Source organism: Pseudarthrobacter linnaei, from assembly GCF_055412825.1.
In genome coordinates this window covers 70,329-87,706 of record NZ_JBVAYX010000014.1, presented here as the reverse complement: position 1 = coordinate 87,706, position 17,378 = coordinate 70,329, and the positions used below count along the sequence as shown (strand labels likewise).

The 17,378-nt window shown below is 68.1% G+C and carries 14 protein-coding genes; 6 read left to right on the top strand and 8 right to left on the bottom strand.

What is annotated here, in order from left to right; translation table 11 throughout:
• Window positions 1-233: 233 nt before the first annotated feature.
• Entirely contained in the window at window positions 234-815 is a 582-nt protein-coding gene (locus ACZYZ3_RS13365) for a dihydrofolate reductase family protein (protein WP_463964298.1), read from the bottom strand.
• A 353-nt stretch (window positions 816-1,168) separates the two neighbouring features.
• Here ACZYZ3_RS13365 and ACZYZ3_RS13360 point away from each other — a divergent pair, with 353 nt between their 5' ends.
• Complete coding sequence (locus tag ACZYZ3_RS13360; protein WP_463964303.1) at window positions 1,169-2,014, top strand: SDR family NAD(P)-dependent oxidoreductase; 846 nt, start codon at window positions 1,169-1,171, stop codon at window positions 2,012-2,014.
• A gap of 150 nt (window positions 2,015-2,164) precedes the next feature.
• On the opposite strand, the gene ACZYZ3_RS13355 is transcribed toward ACZYZ3_RS13360, so the two are convergent.
• The 5 genes from ACZYZ3_RS13355 to ACZYZ3_RS13335 all read right to left on the bottom strand — a co-directional run bounded on the left by ACZYZ3_RS13355 (window position 2,165) and on the right by ACZYZ3_RS13335 (window position 11,332).
• Window positions 2,165-4,000: a putative bifunctional diguanylate cyclase/phosphodiesterase gene (locus ACZYZ3_RS13355; protein ID WP_463964297.1), complete on the bottom strand. Its 1,836-nt coding sequence runs from the start codon at window positions 3,998-4,000 to the stop codon at window positions 2,165-2,167.
• A gap of 159 nt (window positions 4,001-4,159) precedes the next feature.
• Complete coding sequence (locus ACZYZ3_RS13350; protein WP_463964296.1) at window positions 4,160-6,265, bottom strand: putative bifunctional diguanylate cyclase/phosphodiesterase; 2,106 nt, start codon at window positions 6,263-6,265, stop codon at window positions 4,160-4,162.
• A gap of 167 nt (window positions 6,266-6,432) precedes the next feature.
• Window positions 6,433-8,664 carry a sensor domain-containing protein gene (locus tag ACZYZ3_RS13345; protein WP_463964302.1) on the bottom strand — a complete coding sequence of 744 codons (2,232 nt, stop codon included), beginning with the start codon at window positions 8,662-8,664 and terminating at the stop codon, window positions 6,433-6,435.
• 155 nt (window positions 8,665-8,819) lie between these two features.
• Window positions 8,820-10,187 carry a UDP-glucose dehydrogenase family protein gene (locus ACZYZ3_RS13340; protein ID WP_463964295.1) on the bottom strand — a complete coding sequence of 456 codons (1,368 nt, stop codon included), beginning with the start codon at window positions 10,185-10,187 and terminating at the stop codon, window positions 8,820-8,822.
• The gene (locus ACZYZ3_RS13335; protein WP_463964294.1) at window positions 10,184-11,332 is read right to left on the bottom strand and encodes a glycosyltransferase family 4 protein; all 1,149 of its coding nucleotides are present in this window, start codon (window positions 11,330-11,332) and stop codon (window positions 10,184-10,186) included. The genes ACZYZ3_RS13340 and ACZYZ3_RS13335 overlap by 4 nt, the downstream gene beginning before the upstream one ends.
• 402 nt (window positions 11,333-11,734) lie before the next feature.
• Between ACZYZ3_RS13335 and ACZYZ3_RS13330 the strand changes: the two genes are divergently transcribed.
• Window positions 11,735-12,370: a hypothetical protein gene (locus ACZYZ3_RS13330; protein ID WP_463964293.1), complete on the top strand. Its 636-nt coding sequence runs from the start codon at window positions 11,735-11,737 to the stop codon at window positions 12,368-12,370.
• Window positions 12,371-12,391: 21 nt separating this feature from the next.
• Window positions 12,392-12,880 (top strand): phenylacetate--CoA ligase family protein, encoded by a 489-nt coding sequence (locus ACZYZ3_RS13325; RefSeq protein ID WP_463964292.1) that lies wholly within the window; start codon window positions 12,392-12,394, stop codon window positions 12,878-12,880.
• A gap of 66 nt (window positions 12,881-12,946) precedes the next feature.
• On the opposite strand, the gene ACZYZ3_RS13320 is transcribed toward ACZYZ3_RS13325, so the two are convergent.
• Window positions 12,947-13,879 carry an HNH endonuclease gene (locus ACZYZ3_RS13320; RefSeq protein WP_463964291.1) on the bottom strand — a complete coding sequence of 311 codons (933 nt, stop codon included), beginning with the start codon at window positions 13,877-13,879 and terminating at the stop codon, window positions 12,947-12,949.
• Between ACZYZ3_RS13320 and ACZYZ3_RS13315 the strand changes: the two genes are divergently transcribed.
• Window positions 13,878-14,057 (top strand): hypothetical protein, encoded by a 180-nt coding sequence (locus tag ACZYZ3_RS13315; protein ID WP_463964290.1) that lies wholly within the window; start codon window positions 13,878-13,880, stop codon window positions 14,055-14,057. The two genes, ACZYZ3_RS13320 and ACZYZ3_RS13315, sit on opposite strands and share 2 nt — an antisense overlap.
• 29 nt (window positions 14,058-14,086) lie before the next feature.
• On the opposite strand, the gene ACZYZ3_RS13310 is transcribed toward ACZYZ3_RS13315, so the two are convergent.
• Window positions 14,087-14,767, bottom strand: a complete 681-nt coding sequence (locus tag ACZYZ3_RS13310) for a TetR/AcrR family transcriptional regulator (RefSeq protein WP_463964289.1) — start codon at window positions 14,765-14,767, stop codon at window positions 14,087-14,089.
• 129 nt (window positions 14,768-14,896) lie between these two features.
• On the opposite strand from ACZYZ3_RS13310, the gene ACZYZ3_RS13305 reads away from it, so the two are divergent.
• Entirely contained in the window at window positions 14,897-16,555 is a 1,659-nt protein-coding gene (locus ACZYZ3_RS13305) for a class I adenylate-forming enzyme family protein (protein ID WP_463964288.1), read from the top strand.
• 2 nt (window positions 16,556-16,557) lie between these two features.
• Window positions 16,558-17,352, top strand: coding sequence for an SDR family oxidoreductase (locus tag ACZYZ3_RS13300; protein ID WP_463964287.1), 795 nt, complete (start codon window positions 16,558-16,560; stop codon window positions 17,350-17,352).
• The last annotated feature ends 26 nt before the right edge of the window (window positions 17,353-17,378 follow it).

The following is a 17,378-nucleotide window of genomic DNA, read 5'->3' as shown; positions in this document are numbered from 1 at the left end:
GTGGGAGAGTAGGTCACCGCCGGAACATCATTAAACGGTCGAGAGCCCCAACCACACGGTTGGGGCTCTCCCGCATTTAACCCACAAACCGGCTGTTCACAGTTGAGGGTGTAATCGCTGGCTGGATGTTGGCTGGCGCGTCGGTCCCGGGGCAGCGATGCGCAAACGCAGCCGGAGGCCCTATTCTGTGTCACCGTTCGCAGTGGAGTTCTTCGCACACCCGCTCAGGTCGGTCAACGGCGCACCCGATAGCGCAGGTGAAGCACCCGGTTGCCCTGAATCACCACGTCGGGATCCTCCAGCAGGTGCTGTGAATGGACCGACCCGAAGAAGCGCTTGCCGGACCCGAACACGACGGGTGCGACGTCCATGCGCACCTCGTCGACCAGGCCCGCGGCTAGCACCTGGCCACCGACGTCGCCAGCGGCGACCTCGACGATGCGGTCACCCGCGAGCTCCTGCGCCTTGGCCACGGCTGACTCGACGCCGCCGACAAAGTGAAACGGCGCCTCGGGGTCCCAGCCCTCGGGCTCCGGCCGGTGTGTCACGACGACCACGTGGTCGATTCCGCTCGGAGGCTTCCCGTCCCAGCCGTCCGTTATGTCGAAGACGTGGCGGCCGGCGATTGTCACCCCGATCTGGTCCCAGTACGCCCGGGTGTAGTCGTAGGATGTCTGCGACACCTTGAGCTCTCCGCTCTCGTCCAATGGGACGTCGCCGCTGGACAACCAGTCGAACAGCTGTCCGGGCTGGTCGTTCTCGTCCGCGATGAAGCCGTCCACGGACACCGAGCTGTACATGACCACTTTGCCCACGGGGCTCTCCTTTGCTTTGGGGTGCCTCATAGTAGCGCGTGAGTAGCGCCGTGTGGTGTCGTGCCGGACGCTACCCTTGGGGCGGGCGTTGCCTGCCCTGATCTGCGGTGGACGCTCGAAGCGCGATCGACGGACGACTCGGACACTTCCGCGGCTGCGCCCTCGGGCTCGGCAACCTCACCTGCTTTATCGCCGGATCGCTACTCGAGTCCGGCGGCTTCAGGCCGCTGTTACACCTGGATTATGACCAGCCCACAAACCACCACGGAACAAGCCCCGCCCCGGCGTCGTTGTGGTTCCGTGGGCTAGTTTTCGACCAGCCCGGTTGCCGCTTCCGTTCAAAGGACTTACTCATGACCGCTCGGACCATTGTCATCACCGGAGCCAGCGACGGCATCGGCGCGTCCGCCGCGCGGACGCTGAGCCAACAGGGGGAGCGTGTGGTCGTCGTCGGGCGTTCCGCGGAGAAGACCGAGCGGATCGCCCGGGAGATCGGCGCGGACTTCTTCGTCAGCGACTTCGCGGAGCTGGCACAGGTGCGCCAACTCGCCGCGCAGCTGAGGGAGAAGTACCCGCGGATCGATGTCCTTGCCAACAACGCCGGCGGCATCATGGGAAAGCGTGAACTGACCGTGGACGGCCACGAGAAAACCTTCCAGATCAACCACCTGGCCCCGTTCCTGCTCACCACAGAGCTGATGGACGTCCTCAGCGCCAGCCACGCCACCGTCATCAACACCTCCAGCGCCGCTAACGGTTTCGGTAAGCTGGACCTGTTCGACCTCGACTCGGCGCAGGGTTACTCCACCAACCGGGCGTACGGCACCGCGAAGCTCGCGAATATCCTCTTCACCAGTGAGCTCGACAGCCGCTACGGCGGCGAAGGGATCAGGACCGCGGCGTTCCACCCCGGCGTCGTTGCCACTAATTTCGCAGCGGAGTCCACCAGCCCGATGCGGCACGCCTACAAGACGTTTCTCAACCGGTTCCTGCTGAGCCCCGAACAGGGCGCAGACACGCTCGTGTGGCTTGCCACGGCCACGCCGGGGCAGGACTGGATCTCCGGCGCGTACTACGCGAAGCGGGCGCTGGCGAAGGCCAACAAGCAGGCGTACGACCCGGAGCTGGCACGGGAGCTGTGGGACCGCAGCGCGGCCATGGTGGGCGCTGACCTCGACGAGCTTGATCGCCGGGTCTAGTCACCGGGTCTAGTCACCGGGTGCAGCAGGCCCCTGCCAGCAAATCACCGGTGGAAGCAGCCGGTGGCCGGCCCGCCTGGGCCGCAGCCGCCCGCCGTCGCCGGTAGAAGCAGCAGCAGCCAGCCAGCCGCGGGCACAGGTGCACGGAAACTAACGGGCGGTGTTTACCTTGTCGATCGCTGTCAGCGCACTCTCCATGCTCCCAGCCAGTTCGCTGGCCGGGGCCGGCCTGGCGAATAGGTAGCCCTGCAGGGAGTCGCAGCCGCGGTCCATGAGGTACCGGGCCTGGGCCGGCGTCTCGATGCCCTCGGCTGTGACCTTCAGGCCCAGACCGTGCGCGGCGTCGATCATGGTGCCGAAGAACGGCAGCTGTTCCTGGCCGGTCTTAATCATCGCCACAAAGGAGCGGTCGATCTTGACCTTGTCCAGCGGCAGCTCCTTGAGCCGGCCGAGGGACGCGTAGCCCGTGCCGAAGTCGTCCATCGCGATCCGCACGCCGGCTTCCCGCAGCTGGCGCAGCTGGCGCAGCACGTCAGAATCCGACTCGAAGAACACGCTCTCGGTCAGCTCCAGCATGAGCTGCCGTGGGTCCACGCCGGTGGACGCCACGATCGCGAGCACGTCCGTGGCGAAGTCGCGGTTCTGGAACTGCAGGCCGGAGATGTTCACCGCGACGCTGTACGCAGCGTCGCCCGCCAGCCAGGGCCGGATTTCGGCGCAGGCCCGGCGCATGACCTCGTCGCCGATCTCGCGGATCAGTCCGCTTTGCTCGGCAACGGGCAGGAACTGGTTGGGCGGAACCAGCCGGCCGTGGCGCTCCCAGCGCGCAAACGCCTCAAACTGCACCACCGCGCCGAGACGGGGGGACACCACGGGCTGGTAGTGGACCGAAATCTGCCCCAGCTCCACCGCCTGCCGCAGCCCGGCCTGGCCGTCGGCTTTGGTGCCCGCGATGTTCAGCATCTCCTGCCGGAACCGCAGCCAGGCGTTCTTGCCGCCGGTCTTTGCCGCCGTCATGGCCGCATCGGCCTGCCGCAACAGCTCGGCGCCGTCGAGCGTCTGGGCGGACCTGGACGCCAGGCCCATGCTCACGCCGGGGCGGATCAGCGAGCCGCCGGCGCGCAGCGGCTCGGACAGCGACTCCGCTATCCGCTTGGCGACTGCGTCCGCGTTGAGGCACTCCGTGAGAAGCACCGCGAATTCGTCACCGCCCAATCTGGCCACGGTGTCGTGCGGCCGCACACAGTTGCGGAGCCGGCTCGCTACCTCCACCAGCACCTCGTCCGCGGAGGAGCGGCCCAGCATGTCATTGAGGTTCTTAAAGTCATCCACGTTCAGGAGCAGCACGTCCACCGGGTCCGGCCGGTGCAGCGCCGCGGCGAGCCGCTCGTTGAACAGCGTGCCGTTGGGCAGCGAGGTCAGCGGATCGCGCAGCACGCCGGCCCGCAGCTGGTCATCATGCCCGACGAACGCGGCGGGAGCGTCCGCGGAAGCAGCTTCAGTACGCCGGCCGCGGGTGGCGGCGTCCGCGGCAGAGCCGGGGCCCGCTGCAGTGCCGGCGATAGCGCCGCCGTCGTGCGCGGTCCCGCCGTGGCGGTTTCCGGAAGCCGGAGCCGGACGGTGCCCGGTGCCGCGGACCGAGAGCGCGACGGACCGCGCGGACGGGCCCGCGCCGGCGTCGGAAGGCAACAGCGAGCAGGTGATCTCCACGGGGAGCTCAAAGCCGTCGGCGCGGCGGCCGGAACCGGCGAAGGGCTGGCCGGTGCGGGGCGCTGAGGCGCCCAGGCCGGCGAGGACGCCATGGAAGGGTTCGCGGGAGTTCTCAGCCAGGAGCAGGAAGAAATCGGCGCCCAGCAGCTGGACCCGGGAGTAGCCGAAGAGCTCCTCAGCGGCGGCGTTCAGGAACGCGATGGACCCGACCGGATCCAGCAGCAGCAGCGGGTCCGGGCCATGCTCCAGCAGCAGTTGTGCGAGTCCAGATTGCATTTTGTTTTGCCTGCCCCCAAGCGATGGATGTGAAGTGGCAGCCAGCCCTGTGGAGAACACGGCGGGCTGCGCTCACTGAATCATATGTGGTGCGGGCGCCGCACGTGATACGCGTCATTCCGCGGCCCCACAATGTGTCGCCCCGCAGTCCCCGGGCTCCTATGCGGCGGGCAGCGGAACACTTTCCAGCGCCGCAATGGCGGCGGTGGAGTTGCGGATGCCGAGCTCCCTGCGGAGCTCGGGCTCCGGCCGGGAGAAGAGGAAGCCCTGCAGGGCGTCGCAGCCGTGGTCCATCAGGTAGCGGGCCTGCTCCGGGGTTTCGATGCCCTCGGCCGTGACCTTCAGGCCCAGGCTGCGCGCCATGTGGATCATAGAGGTCAGGATGGGCAGCTTCTCCGCCCCGGTGCGCAGCATGGAGACGAAGGATTTGTCGATCTTGACGATGTCGACGGGGAGGTCCTGGAGCCTGCCCAGCGAGGAATAGCCGGTGCCGAAGTCGTCCAGGGCAACCCGGACCCCTGCCTCGCGCAGGGTCACAAGCTGGGTGATGACCTGGCACTGGGCGTCGAAGAACACGCTCTCCGTCACCTCCAGCACCAGCTGGCGCGGGTCCACGCCGGCCCAGGCCGCAATGTCCAGGACGCGTTCGGCGAAGTCCGGGTGCTGCAGCTGCACCCCGGATACATTGACGGCGAGGGTCCGGCGCGGGTCCTCGGCGAGCCAGGGCTGCAGCTCGGCGCAGCTGCGCCGCAGTACTTCATCCCCGATCTCCCGGATCAGGCCGCTGCGCTCCGCGGTCTCAATGAACTCGTCGGGGGGAACGAGACGCCCCTCCCGCTGCCAGCGGGCCAGGGCCTCGAACTGCACAACTTCCAGTTGGTCCGTGGACACCACCGGCTGGTAATGCACGACGATCTGCCCCAGTTCCACGGCTCGCCGCAGTCCGGCGGTCAGCTGGGTGCGTTCCAGCAGCGCAGTGAGCATCTCCGGCCGGAAATGAACGTAGCAGTTCTTGCCGGCCTCCTTGGCCGCATACATGGCCAGGTCGGCCTGGCGGAGCAACTCTGAGGAGCTCACGGTCCCGGTGCCCCGCGAGGCAACGCCCAGGCTCAGCCCCGGCCTCATAAAGGCGCCCTCGATGGAGACCGGGGCGTTTAGAGTGGCCACGACCCGCTGCGCCACCGCGTCGGAATCGTTGCAGCCGACCAGCAGGACGACGAACTCGTCCCCGCCCAAACGTGCCACGGTGCCATGCGGCCCGACGCACTTGCGCAGCCGCCGGGAGATCTCCACGAGCATCTCGTCCCCTGCCTGATGGCCCAGGACGTCGTTAACTTCCTTGAAATCGTCCAGATCCAGCAGCAGCACGTGGACCGGTCCGGGGGTCAGCAGCGCGTCAGCGGCGCGTTCGGTGAAGAGCATCCGGTTGGCCAGCCCGGTCAGTGGGTCCTGAAAGGCGAGCTCCTTGAGCTTGTCGGCCTGTTCGGCGAGCTCCTCCATGGCGCGGCGGGCCTGGTCCTGTGCTCGCTGCCGCGACGTGATGTCGCGGAAGTTCCAGATCCGGCCCACGATCACGTCATTGACCGTCTGCGGGCGGGAGCACAGCTCCACAGTGCGTCCGTCCTTGAACACCAGCACGTCGTGGCTCTGTTGGAGCTTCCCGGAATACAGCTTCGCGACTTTCTGCAGGAAATAGTCCGGATCGAGCAGTTGTTCGGAAATGAAGGTGACCAGCGCCGCCGGGTCCTCCGCCGCGATGAGCTCCGGCGGCATACCCCACAACTTGAGGTACTGGTCATTGACGCCGGTGATCAGGCCGTCGTTGGAGACCACCACAATGCCGTCTGCGGCGGTTTCCAGGGTGGCATCCAGCAGCGAGACCGCCAGCCGGCGGCCGGCGTCGGTGTCCTCCCGGTGGCTTCCATCCCGGACGGCAACCGCCACGCCCGGTCCGTCGTCGAGCGTGACCAGCGAGCAGGTAATCTCCAGCGCGATTTCGCTGCCATCCCGACGCCGGCCTGCCGCCGCGAACGGCCGCCTGCCCGCCTCGCCGCCTCGGCCCAGCCGGCCAAAGACCCGCAGGAAGCCGCCGCGCTCGTGCTCGGAGAGCAGGAGGTTATGGTCAGCACCGAGCAACTGCTCGCGCGGATAGCCGAAGAGCCGCTCCGCTGCCGAGTTCACTAATGCGATAGTTCCGTCTGCGCTCAGCAGCAAGAAAGCATCGGGTCCCTGTTCGAGCAGGCTCTCTTCAATCCCAGTTCCCACGGCGATACCGGCCCCCAAGCGACGGATGGTGTGTTAATGCCTGTCGCGGCGGCGCCGCGGACAACGCGTTTCCTGAATCATAGGGTCCATTGCGCCCGTGTCCAGTACCCCGGGGCCGTAGTGAGCCGCGTCACGGGATTGTGACGGTAGATCGGACCGAGACGGAGTTACCGGTGCCCGGCAACCCGGTCTCCCTGCAGGGCAGCGAATGCCGCGGCGGAGCGGGCGATGGCGGCTGCCAGCTCGGGCTCTGCGGTGGAGCCGGAGAACATGAAGCCCTGCAACGAATCGCAGTCGAGGTTCATCAGGTACCGGGCCTGCGCCGCGGTCTCCACACCTTCCGCCGTGACGCTCAGGCCGAGGCCGTGGGCCATGGCGATCATGCAGCTGAGGATCGGCAGCTTTTCGTTGCCGGTACGGATCATGGAGGTGAAGGACTGGTCGATTTTGAGGGTGTCCACGGGCAGGTCCTGCAGCCGGCCAAGTGAGGAGTAACCGGTGCCGAAGTCGTCGAGGGCCACCCGCACTCCGCCTTTGCGGAGGGCCGTCAGCTGCTGGAAGACGTGGCAGTCGTCGTCGAAGAACACACTTTCGGTGACCTCCAGGACCAGCTGCCGCGGATCCACGCCGGTGGACCGTGCGACGGCCAGCACCAGCTCGGCGAAGTCCCCGTGCTGCAACTGCACTCCGGAGACGTTAACGGCGAGGGAGCGCGATGCGTCCTCGGCGAGCCAGGTTTTCAGTTCGGTGCAGCCCTTCAGAAGCACCTCGGTGCCGATCTCGACGATCAGGCCGCTGCGCTCCGCCGCCGGGATGAACTGCTGGGGCGGGACCGTTTCGCCGTCGCGCTCCCAGCGGGCCAGCGCCTCAACCTTGACCGCGACGCCGAGCCGGGACGAGACGATCGGCTGGTAGTGCACGGTGATCTGGCCGGCGTCCACGGCCATCCGCAGCCCGGCCTCCAGCTCGGTGCGCTCCACGAGTGACTTCATCATCTCCGGGCGGAACCTCAGGTACCTGTTTTTCCCCGCAGTCTTCGCCGCGTACATCGCGACGTCGGCGCGGCGCAGCAGCTCGGAGGCGTCCACGGTGTCCTCGTTAAGGGACGCCAGCCCGAGGCTCAGGCTCGGGCGCAGCATGGTCCCGTCGATCCAGAGCGGCACCCGCAGCGAGTCGATGATCCGCTCGGCCACCGCCACGGGGTCCAGTGAGCCAACCAGCAGCACGACGAATTCGTCACCGCCCAGGCGTGCTACAACGTCTTGGGGGCGGACACAGTTCCGCAGCCGCCGGCTGACCTCGATCAGCATCTGGTCGCCGGCATGGTGGCCCAGGATGTCGTTGACTTCCTTGAAGTCGTCCAGGTCCAGGAGCAGGACGTCGACGGCGATGCTCCACGGCCCGCGCAGTGCCGCCTCGAGGTGGTCGTTGAAGAGCTGCCGGTTGGACAGCCCGGTCAGCGGGTCCTGGAACGCGAGGGCCTTGAGCTGCGCGGCCTGCTCGGCGAGGTCAGCCATCGCCTGGGTGATCCTGTCCTGCGCGACCCGGGCGGGGGTGACATCCCGGAAACTCCAGACGCGCCCGACCACCCGGTCCGCGACCTTCTGCGGGCGCGAATAGCGTTCGAGGGTGCGGCCGTCCAGGAAGTCCAGGACGTCGTGGCTTTCGGCTTCCGGTTCGGCGTAGAGCGCAGCGATCTTCTCAACGAACTGCGCGGGGTCCACCAGCTGGTCCAGGACGAAGCCCATCACGGCGTCGTCGTCCTCGGTGGCCAGCAGCTCGCGCGGGACGCCCCACATGGAGATGAACTGGTTATTGACACTGGCGATCCGGCCGTCGCCGCCGACAACGAGGATGCCGTCGGCCGTGGATTCCAGCGTGGCGCTGAGCAGGGACATCGCTTCTCGGAGCCCGGCGTCCGCCGCCAGGCGGTGGGAGGTGTCCCGGACGGCGACGGCCATGCTGAGGGGGGCGTCGTCGCTTTCCTTTGCCAGCAGCGAGCAGGCCACTTCGCCCTGGAATTCGGTGCCGTCCCGGCGCACACCGTAGGCCTCGACCGGCGGGAGGCTGGGGGTGGCGGGGGCCGTTGCGGCGGGGGCCGGGTTGCCGTAGGCCGCGCCCGGTGCCGGGGCGGCGTCGGAACCGGTGTCGGCCTCCTTGCGGAGGGCGAAGAAGAGACGCTGGAGTCCGCTGCGGAAGCCTTCGGCGAGGAGCATCCGGTGGTCTTTGCCCAGGAGCTCGTCGCGGGAGTAGCCGAACATGCGTTCGGTGGCGGCGTTGACCAGGCGGATGGTGCCGTCTTCCGCGACCACCAGGAGGGCATCGGGGCTGGATTCCAGCACCGACTCGAAGCCGGGCGGCGGGTGCGCGGAAGCCGTCACGGTGCCACCGCTGTACATATGTGAGACCACCGGTAGTTCAATTAGAGTCCCTCCCTCAGGAAATCATAGGGGCCTCGCCGCCGGGCGACGTCCAAGCCGGTGCCGTGGCGTTTCGGCGGGGCTTGGTTCGGCCGGCGGTTGTGGGTGGGGAGGGCGACGGGGGCGGTGGGTGGTTACGGCGACCGGTGTCCGGCGGCGCTCAGGTGGGTGGTGCTTGGGTTGGTGGCGCGGCCGCGCCCCAGGCCGCGGACCGTCCAGCCCGCCGCCTCCCAGACCCCAGCGTCGACGGCGTTCCGGGCGTCCAGGAGGGTGCGGCGCCGGACCAGCGCCCCGGCGACGGCGGGCTGGAGCGAGGCGTACTCCTCCCACTCGGTTAGCAGCAGCACAAGCTCCGCTCCTTCCAGGGCCGCAGACGTGGACGGCTCGAAGCGCAGCTGCGGGTAGCGGAGCCACGCGTTGTTGATCGCCGCAGGGTCCGTCACCGTGACATGGGCGCCGGCCGACGCCAGCTGGAGTGCCACGGCCAGGGCAGGGGAGTCCCGGATATCGTCCGTGTCCGGTTTGAAGGCCGCACCGAGCACGGTGACGCGGCGGCCGCCGAGCTGGCCGCCGCACAGTTCCCGGGCCAGCCCGACGGTGCGGGAACGCTGGTCCTGGTTGATGGAATCCACCACCGCCATCCATTGATCCACCGAAGCCACGCCCAGACCCGCGGCCTGGACCCGGAGCGAGCGGATGTCCTTGGGCAGGCAGCCTCCACCGAAGCCCAGGCCGGCATGGAGGTACCGGCTTCCGATGCGCGGATCAAAACCCATTGCCGCGCCCAGCTGTTTCACGTCGGCGCCGGTTGCGTCGCAGAGCTCGGCCATGGCATTGATGAAACTGAGCTTCGTGGCAAGGTACGCGTTCGACGCCGACTTGATCAGTTCCGCCGTCGCGAAGTTGCAGACCAGTCGCGGAATCCCGGCGGCCAGCAGGGGCTCGTAGACGGCATCGAGGGCTGCCGTGATGGACGCGCCGGTGCTGCGATCCTCGGGGACGCCGTACACCAGCCGGTCCGGGATCAGCGAGTCCTTGACCGCGGTGCCCTGGCGCAGGAATTCGGGGTTCCAGCCCAGGAGCACGTCCGGCCGCGGCGACAGTACACCGCTGAGCATGTCCACCGTTCCGACCGGGACGGTGGACTTGCCCACGACCGCGGACCGTGCGGCCAGATGGGGGAGCAGCGCCTCCGTGGCGGAGACGAGGTAACTGAGGTCGGCGCCGTCGGAGGTCTTGGACTGCGGCGTGCCCACGCAGAGGAAATGCAGCTGGGCGCGGGCGGCGTCGGCGAATTCCGTGGAGAAGCTGAGCCTTCCGGTTGCGATGCCGTCGCGCAGGAGCTCGTCCAGCCCCGGCTCGAAGAACGGTGCCGCACCGCGGCCCAGCTGCTCCACCTTGGCGGCATCGACGTCGATCCCCACCACGCTGTGGCCCATCGAGGCGAGGGTGGCCGCGTGCACGGCTCCCAGGTAACCGCAGCCGATCACGGAAATTCTCACAGGGCGACTCCTTGAGGGGTTGTTCTGGGGATGTGGGCGGGGAGGACGGCCTGGTAATGCTGGACCAGCTCGGCACCGAGGGCGGACCACGTCCGTCCCTGGACCGATGCGTGGGCCGCCGCTGCGAACGCGCGGCGCTTGGCGTCGTCGCCCATCAGGTCCGCCACGTGGGAACGCAGCGCGGCAAGATTCCCCGGCTCATACAGCCACCCGGTGCGCGAGTTCTCGACAAGGTCCAGCGGGCCGCCGCGGCCGGTGGCAACCACCGGAACGCCGGAGGCCATCGCTTCCTGGATGGTCTGGCAGAAGGTCTCGAACTCGCCGGGGTGGACGAAGAGATCGAAGGACGCCACCGCGCGGGCCAGCTCCCCGCCGCCGAGGAAGCCGGTGAAGACCGCGTCCGGCAGCGCGTTCTCGAGGGCCTGCCGCTGGGGTCCGTCGCCCACAATCACGAGCCGCGTGCCGGGCACATCGGCCAGCACGGCGAGGTCCTGCACCTGCTTTTCGACCGCGAGCCGTCCCACGTAGCCGATGATGCGCTCGCCGGCCGGGGCGACGGCGGCCCGCCAGCGGGCGTCGCGCCGGGCCGGGGAGAACCGGTCCGTGTCCACGCCGCGCCGCCACATCTCGACCCGCGGAATGCCGCGGCCGCGGAGCTGGTTGAGCGCGAAGCTGGAGGGGGCGAGGGTCCGGGATGCCAGCAGGTGGATGTTCTCCACCCGGTTCCACGCCCAGTTCTCCAGGAAGGGGACTCCATAGCGCCCGGCGTAGCCCGGGACCTCTGTCTGGTAGACGGCGATGGTGGGGATCCCCAGCTGGTGGGCGGCCTGCGCCGCGCGCCAGCCGAGCACGAACGGCGACGCCAGGTGGACGACGTCGGGGGCATACCCGGCAAGGATTCGCTTGACCCGGGAGACACCGCCCATCGCCACTCGGACGTTCGCGTAGCCGGCCAGCGGCACCGAGGGCAGCCGGTGGACATGCGCCCCGTAAACCTCGCTGGGCGACTCGGCGTCCTGCGCCGACGGCGCGATCACGAGCACCTCGTCTCCGCGCTCCTGCAGATGCTCCAGGACCCGCAGGATTGAGTGGGTGACCCCATTCATCAGCGGCAGGAATGACTCAGCAACAATTGCGATCCTCACCCCTCCACAGTGCGGGGGCAGGCTGTCGGCGCGGGGGTGGGCGCATGGCGGGGGAGGGAAGAGTGGGTTAACGGGGCGGTGGGAGGCCTGGCCCAGAACCTGGTGTGCTTCCGTTCCAGCCTCGGCCCGAGCCTGACCTCCGCTTCGTGTGCGATGCCACCCCGCCACCGGGGCATGCCCTCCCTCCGGGCCAGCGGCTGGACATAATCCAGATATGCCCGGTCTTTAGAGCGAAGAATGAGCATGTCCACCCGGGCCGCGGCCGCGTCCGCACTCCAGGCGGTGACTGGGACCCCGGTGGCGGGTGTGGTCGGGGCTCAGCCCGAAATCCTGCATGCTGCAGATCGAGCCCGTTCGTGGGATGGGTTGACCGCGCGATGGCATGCGCGGATACTCCCCGATATGACTGACGCAGCGACGGAAGGGGCGGGCGACGGAGCCCATCGCGGCCGGGAGCCGATGAACTGGGGCAACTTCTGGAGACGCCCGGAGGTTGTTATCCCTGCCGCAATAGCCTTGCTTGTTGCCTTGCTGGGAAGCTACCTGGCAAAGCCGCCTCCCGACGTCGTTGCAGAGTGCAGCCGCCAAAACCCCGGTGCGACGGGGAAGTTGGTGCCCGCCGGAGATCAGAAGTACGTCATCGAGGGCTGCCGGCAGCCCGGAATGCCCGGAGTCAATGAGAACGGCCTGTGGCGCGTGGAGCTGGAAAGTTTTAGGATCCCAAACACGTCCATGGCCAGCGAATTCACGGACGCGGAAGTTTTCGCCACGGACTGTCCAGCGCTTGGCTTCGACTACCTCTACTCGAACCAGGGCCTGGCCATCCATACACGGTTCACTGTGCAAAACACGCAAACCGTCTCAGGGGTCGACGGGCGTCCCATGAACATCTATGAAGCTCGCGGAATCCCTGAGGCTGCGGTTGCGTCCTCGGGGGAACGGCTCATTGTCATTATCAACGCACGGAACCAGCTTCAGAGCGTGACGTGCGAGCCGCTTTCAGCTGTGACTACGTTCACTGCCTCGCCCAAGGCCTAACTTTGGCGTGCCGATCCGCCGGTGGACGCGGACTACCAGCCGGTCCCCGACGGCGTCACCTCCCACACGGTACTGGTCACCAACCTGGCCAACCGGGTGCAGCCCATCATCCGCTACGACCTCGGAGACCGGGTCACGCCGGCGACCGGTCCGTGCCCGTGCGGCAGTCCTTTCCCTGCCGTGAAAATCGAGGGTCGTGCCGGGGACTTGGTGTCCTTCGGGGCGCCTGACGGTCGCGCCGTGACCATCCTGCCGCTGGCACTGGGCACGGTGATCGAGGAGACCGCCGGAGTCCGCCGGTTCCAGGCCATCCGCACCGGGCCGGGGACCCTGCGCCTGCGGCTGGAGGTCAGCCCGGGCACCGACCGGGCGCAGGTGCAAAGAGCAGTCGAGGAACGGTTGGGCAGCTTCTTCGCGGACCAACGGGCTGGAATTATTGCCATCGAACAGGCAGATGAGCCGCCCCGGACCGACCGCGGGGGCAAATTCCGGCAGGTCTGGTCCGCTTGAGCGCGCTTGGCAGCCGGGAAGACGTGGTGGGGAAGGCCAGGACCGGCGGCGAGGCCGCGGCCGGACCTACTGCGGGCCCAGGAGCTCCCGGGCCTGCCGCTGGGCCTCGAGCTGTTCGGCGGTGACGATGGCGCCGCGGAGGAACCCGGCCTCGGCGATGACCCGGCGCAGCTCGGCGACGGTCCGCGGCGTGCCCACCCCGAGGTGCGCCATGGCATGGCAGTTGGCGCAGAGCGGCACGAGATCGGTGATCGGATCGAGTTCATAGGTGCTGCCGAGTTGGGAGACCGGGACGAGGTGGTGGACCGGGATGAAGCCCAGGGCGATCTCGCCGAACCTCTGCTCGAACGAGAACCCGCAGGCCGCGCAGCTGCTGCCGTGGTGCGCGATGCAGGCCCGCCGCGCGTCGGGGTCCTGCTCGTAGCGGTTCACCACGACCCGGATGACCGCGTCCGGCGGGTAGGTGCCGGGACCGGGCCGGGTGGGGTCCGGGCCGGGCAACGGCCCGAAGTCCCGCCACAGAGCCCGGATCGCCGCTTCCTCGGCCGGCTGGACGATTAGCTGGGCGGCATCATCATCCCAGTGGACACCGGGCATCGCCTCCCCGAGAACGTCGACGGGGATCTGCTCGCCGGGCGGCAGGAGGGCATCAAAGGCCACCTGCACATACACCGGGGCCGCGTCCGGCAGGACTCCGCCCAGGACGATCGATTGCCGCCCGGCTTCGGGCTGTTCCGAGACCACGACTCCATGGCCGATGAGTCCCCGGCCGTGGTCGCCCTGCAGGAGCAGCCAGGCGTCCGTGCCCGCGGCGATGCTTCCCGGGCTGCCCACGCACCAGCGCTCAAGGTGCAGCCCGGTCGCGGCCACACGGTCGGCGGCGGCGGCGTAGTTCCAGTCATTCGAGCAGTCCGGGTTCCAGTCCAGGAAGATGGCGGTCATCTGGCCATTCTCGCAGGAGCGGACCGCAGTAAAATTGACCTTAGAGGTGTTGGACATGACCGGGTCCGTTGTGGTTCTGCTGATAATCCTGGCTGTGGTTGCCCTGTATGCCATCGTGGGCACGGTGGTGCTGGTGATTCGCGACGGCCGAGGCCACATTCCGCTGGAGAAATCGGACCGTCCCTGGTCCGCGGGGAACCTGCCGAGCCTGCCGTACTCCCTGGTCCGCTTCTGACCGCCGCCCTCTGGTGGACGCAGGCTCCACTAACGTCCGGCGGCTGCCCCCGCGGTCAGCCGACAGAGCCGGCCGTAGCGGTCCGCAAGTTCCTCGGGCGTGAGTTCTCCCTCGATCCGGTACCACTGGGCGACACCGGTGCACATGGTGGTGATGGCGCGGCTCGTCTCGCGGGGGTGCGGCGCGTCAAAGATGCCGGCGGCCACGCCTTCGTCGATGATCCCGCTGAGGAGCCCCTGCTGGCGGTCGCGGGCCGCAATGTGTTCGGTGCGCGCGGATCCCTCCAGGCTGCGGATCTCGCTCAGGGCGATGAAGGCCAGTTCCCCCCGGTGCGCGTGGAACAGGGTGAGGCAGCGGACCAGCCGGTCAAACCGGTCCAGGACCGACTGCGGGCCATCGGCCAGTGCTGCCGTGCTCCGGCTCCAGAGCTCACTCATGGCCTCGGCGTCGAGCGCCACGAGCAGCGCCTGCTTGGACGGGAAGTGGTGGTAGAGGCCCGGGACGGACAGGCCCGCCCGGGTCGCAACCTGGCGGATCGTGGTCCCGTGGTAGCCGTTTTCCATGAAGCAGGACAAAGCTGCTGCCAGGACCGGGCGCAGTGCCGGCGGCGAGAAATCCTGCCACCCTCCGTCGGCGCCCGCCGTCCCCGGGTGCCGCGTCCCCGTCGCCGCAGCCGGCTCCGTTGAATCTGTGACACGCTGTCCGCCCATATCCCGTGACCCCTTGCCGTCGTTGTGTATCTACACTATATTCAATAAAACCGAGCGAGCGCTCGGTAAAGTCATCTAAGTCACAAAGGTTTCACCGTCCTCTGTTCAACGAAGAAGAGACTCATCGCCGTGAACGAAACAGCAGACCGCCCGTGGACCGCCCTCTATCCGGACGGCGTCCAACCCCTCATCGAGCCCGCCGCCCGGACCATCAACGATGCATGGGCCCAGCGCGTCACGGGAGCACCGGACGCCGCCGCGGTCACCTACTTCGACCAGTCGCTGTCCGCCTCCGACGTCGACTCGCTCACTGACGCTCTCGGCGTCGAACTCCAACAGCGGGGCGTTGGCCCGGGACGTTCCGTCGGTATCTACCTGCAGAACATCCCCCAGTTTGCCCTGTCCATGCTGGCCATCTGGAAAGCCGGCGGGACGGCCCTGATGCTGAACCCCATGTACAAGGGAAAAGAGCTCCGCAACATCATCGACGACGCCGGCGCCGTCGGGATTGTGTGCCTCGACAGCGAGCTGGACGCCGTGACGGAGACGCTCCGGGGCAGCAGCGTCGGCTGGGTGATCACCACCTCGGACCTGGACTTCCAGACCGAGAATGATCCGCGGGTCTTCCGCTCAACGGTCCGGCGTGAACAGACGGAGGAGGACCTGCGCACGATCATCCGGCGGCGGTCCGGCCAGGTCCCCGTCCCGCCGCCGCTCACCGAAGACAGTGTGGCGCTGCTGACCTACACCTCGGGAACCACCGGCCCCGCAAAGGGTGCCCTGGGAACCCACCGGAACGTGCTGAGCGTGGCAACAGGTTATGCACAATGGCAGGATCTGGCAGCCGGGGACGTCGTCCTCGCGGTCGCGCCCCTCTTCCACATCACCGGTGCGGTGGCCGCCGCGGTGACGGCGCTCGCCCATCCGGTGAACCTGGTTTTCATCAACCGGGTCCGGCCGGAGGTCATCCTCGAATCCTTCAGCAGGCACGGCGTGACCCATGTCATTGGCTCCATCACCGTGTTCAATGCACTCCTGGAGCTGGCCCATGCGACGTCCGCTGAGTTCGCGACGCTCAAGTACATCTATTCCGGCGGGGCTCCGGTACCGCCCGCCACGGTGGCCGCCTTCCAGGCCCGCTTCGGGCAGTACATCCACAACGTGTACGGGATGACCGAGACGGCCTCGGCCGTGATCGCGGTGCCGCCCGGCACGGTGGCGCCGGTTGACCCCGCCAGCGGCACGCTCGCCATCGGTGTTCCCTTGCCGAATCTCCTGGCCCGGGTCATTGGCCTGGACGGCGAACCGGTTCCGGCCGGGGAACCGGGGGAGCTGGAGCTCAGCGGGCCGCAGGTGACCCCCGGCTACCTGAACAAGCCGGCAGAGACAGCAGCGGCGATGCCCGGCGGCCGGCTGCGCACCGGGGACGTCGCCATCATGGACGCGGCCGGCTGGATTTACCTCGTGGACCGGATGAAGGACCAGATCAACGTGTCCGGCTACAAGGTGTGGCCCCGGGAAGTCGAAGACGCCCTCTACGAGCATCCGGCGGTCCTCGAAGCCGCGGTGGTCGGCCAGCCGGACAGCTACAGCGGCGAAGCGGTGGTCGCCTACGTCTCGCTAAAGGCCGGCGAACAGGCCACCGAGACCGAGCTGATTGCCTTCGCCAAGGAGCGGATGGCCGCCTACAAGTATCCGCGCCGCCTCTTCATCCTGAACGATCTCCCCAAAACACACACCGGCAAGATCCAGCGGCGGGAACTCCGCGGCCTGAACCTGGAGGACTGAACGTGACCGAACAGAACGAGACCCAACCCAACATCCCCCACCGGCTCGACGGCAAGACCGCCCTGGTGACCGGCTCCAGCCGGGGCATCGGCCTGGCCATCGCCCGCCGGCTCGCAGCGGAAGGCGCCCGGGTCATCCTGACGGCCAGGACGCAGCAGACCCTGGATGAAGCCGTCGCCTCCTTCCCCGCCGGCGCCGCGTTTGGTGTCGCAGGCAAAGCGGACGACGCCGGGCACCAGCAGGCCGTTTTCGAGCTGATTGCACGCGAAACCGGCGGCCTGGACATCCTGGTCAACAACGCCGGCATCAATCCGGTCTACGGTCCGCTGGCCGGGCTCGACCTCGACGCCGCTCGCAAGGTCTTTAACGTCAACGTCATCGGAACCCTCGCCTGGGTGCAGGGCGCGCTGTCCCATCCGGGGCTGGGATTCCGCGACCGCGGCGGGTGCGTCGTCAACATTTCCTCCGTCACCGGTGACACTCCGTCCGAAGGGATCGGGCTCTACGGCATCAGCAAGTCGGCGGTATCCCACCTGACCCGCACCCTCGCCGTCGAACTCGGTCCCGAGATCCGTGTCAACGCCGTCGCCCCGGCCGTGGTCAAGACCCAGTTCGCGAAGGCGCTCTACGAGGGAAAGGAAGCCGAAGTCGCCGGGCAGTACCCGCTCAAACGGCTCGGTGTCCCCGACGACGTCGCCGCCGCCGTCGCGTTCCTCGCCTCCCCGGATGCTGACTGGATCACCGGCCAGGTCCTCACGGTCGACGGCGGTCTGCTGACCGCCGGCGGCACCGCCTAGCCCCACCTTCCGCTTCAGCGATGCAG

Bases quoted from the DNA above. Each gene is read 5' to 3' on its own strand.
- ACZYZ3_RS13310 (WP_463964289.1), bottom strand. From the start codon at position 14,767: ATGGGCGGACAGCGTGTCACAGATTCAACGGAGCCGGCTGCGGCGACG.
- ACZYZ3_RS13355 (WP_463964297.1), bottom strand. From the start codon at position 4,000: ATGCAATCTGGACTCGCACAACTGCTGCTGGAGCATGGCCCGGACCCG.
- ACZYZ3_RS13320 (WP_463964291.1), bottom strand. From the start codon at position 13,879: ATGTCCAACACCTCTAAGGTCAATTTTACTGCGGTCCGCTCCTGCGAG.
- ACZYZ3_RS13345 (WP_463964302.1), bottom strand. From the start codon at position 8,664: ATGTACAGCGGTGGCACCGTGACGGCTTCCGCGCACCCGCCGCCCGGC.
- ACZYZ3_RS13330 (WP_463964293.1), top strand. From the start codon at position 11,735: ATGACTGACGCAGCGACGGAAGGGGCGGGCGACGGAGCCCATCGCGGC.
- ACZYZ3_RS13360 (WP_463964303.1), top strand. From the start codon at position 1,169: ATGACCGCTCGGACCATTGTCATCACCGGAGCCAGCGACGGCATCGGC.
- ACZYZ3_RS13315 (WP_463964290.1), top strand. From the start codon at position 13,878: ATGACCGGGTCCGTTGTGGTTCTGCTGATAATCCTGGCTGTGGTTGCC.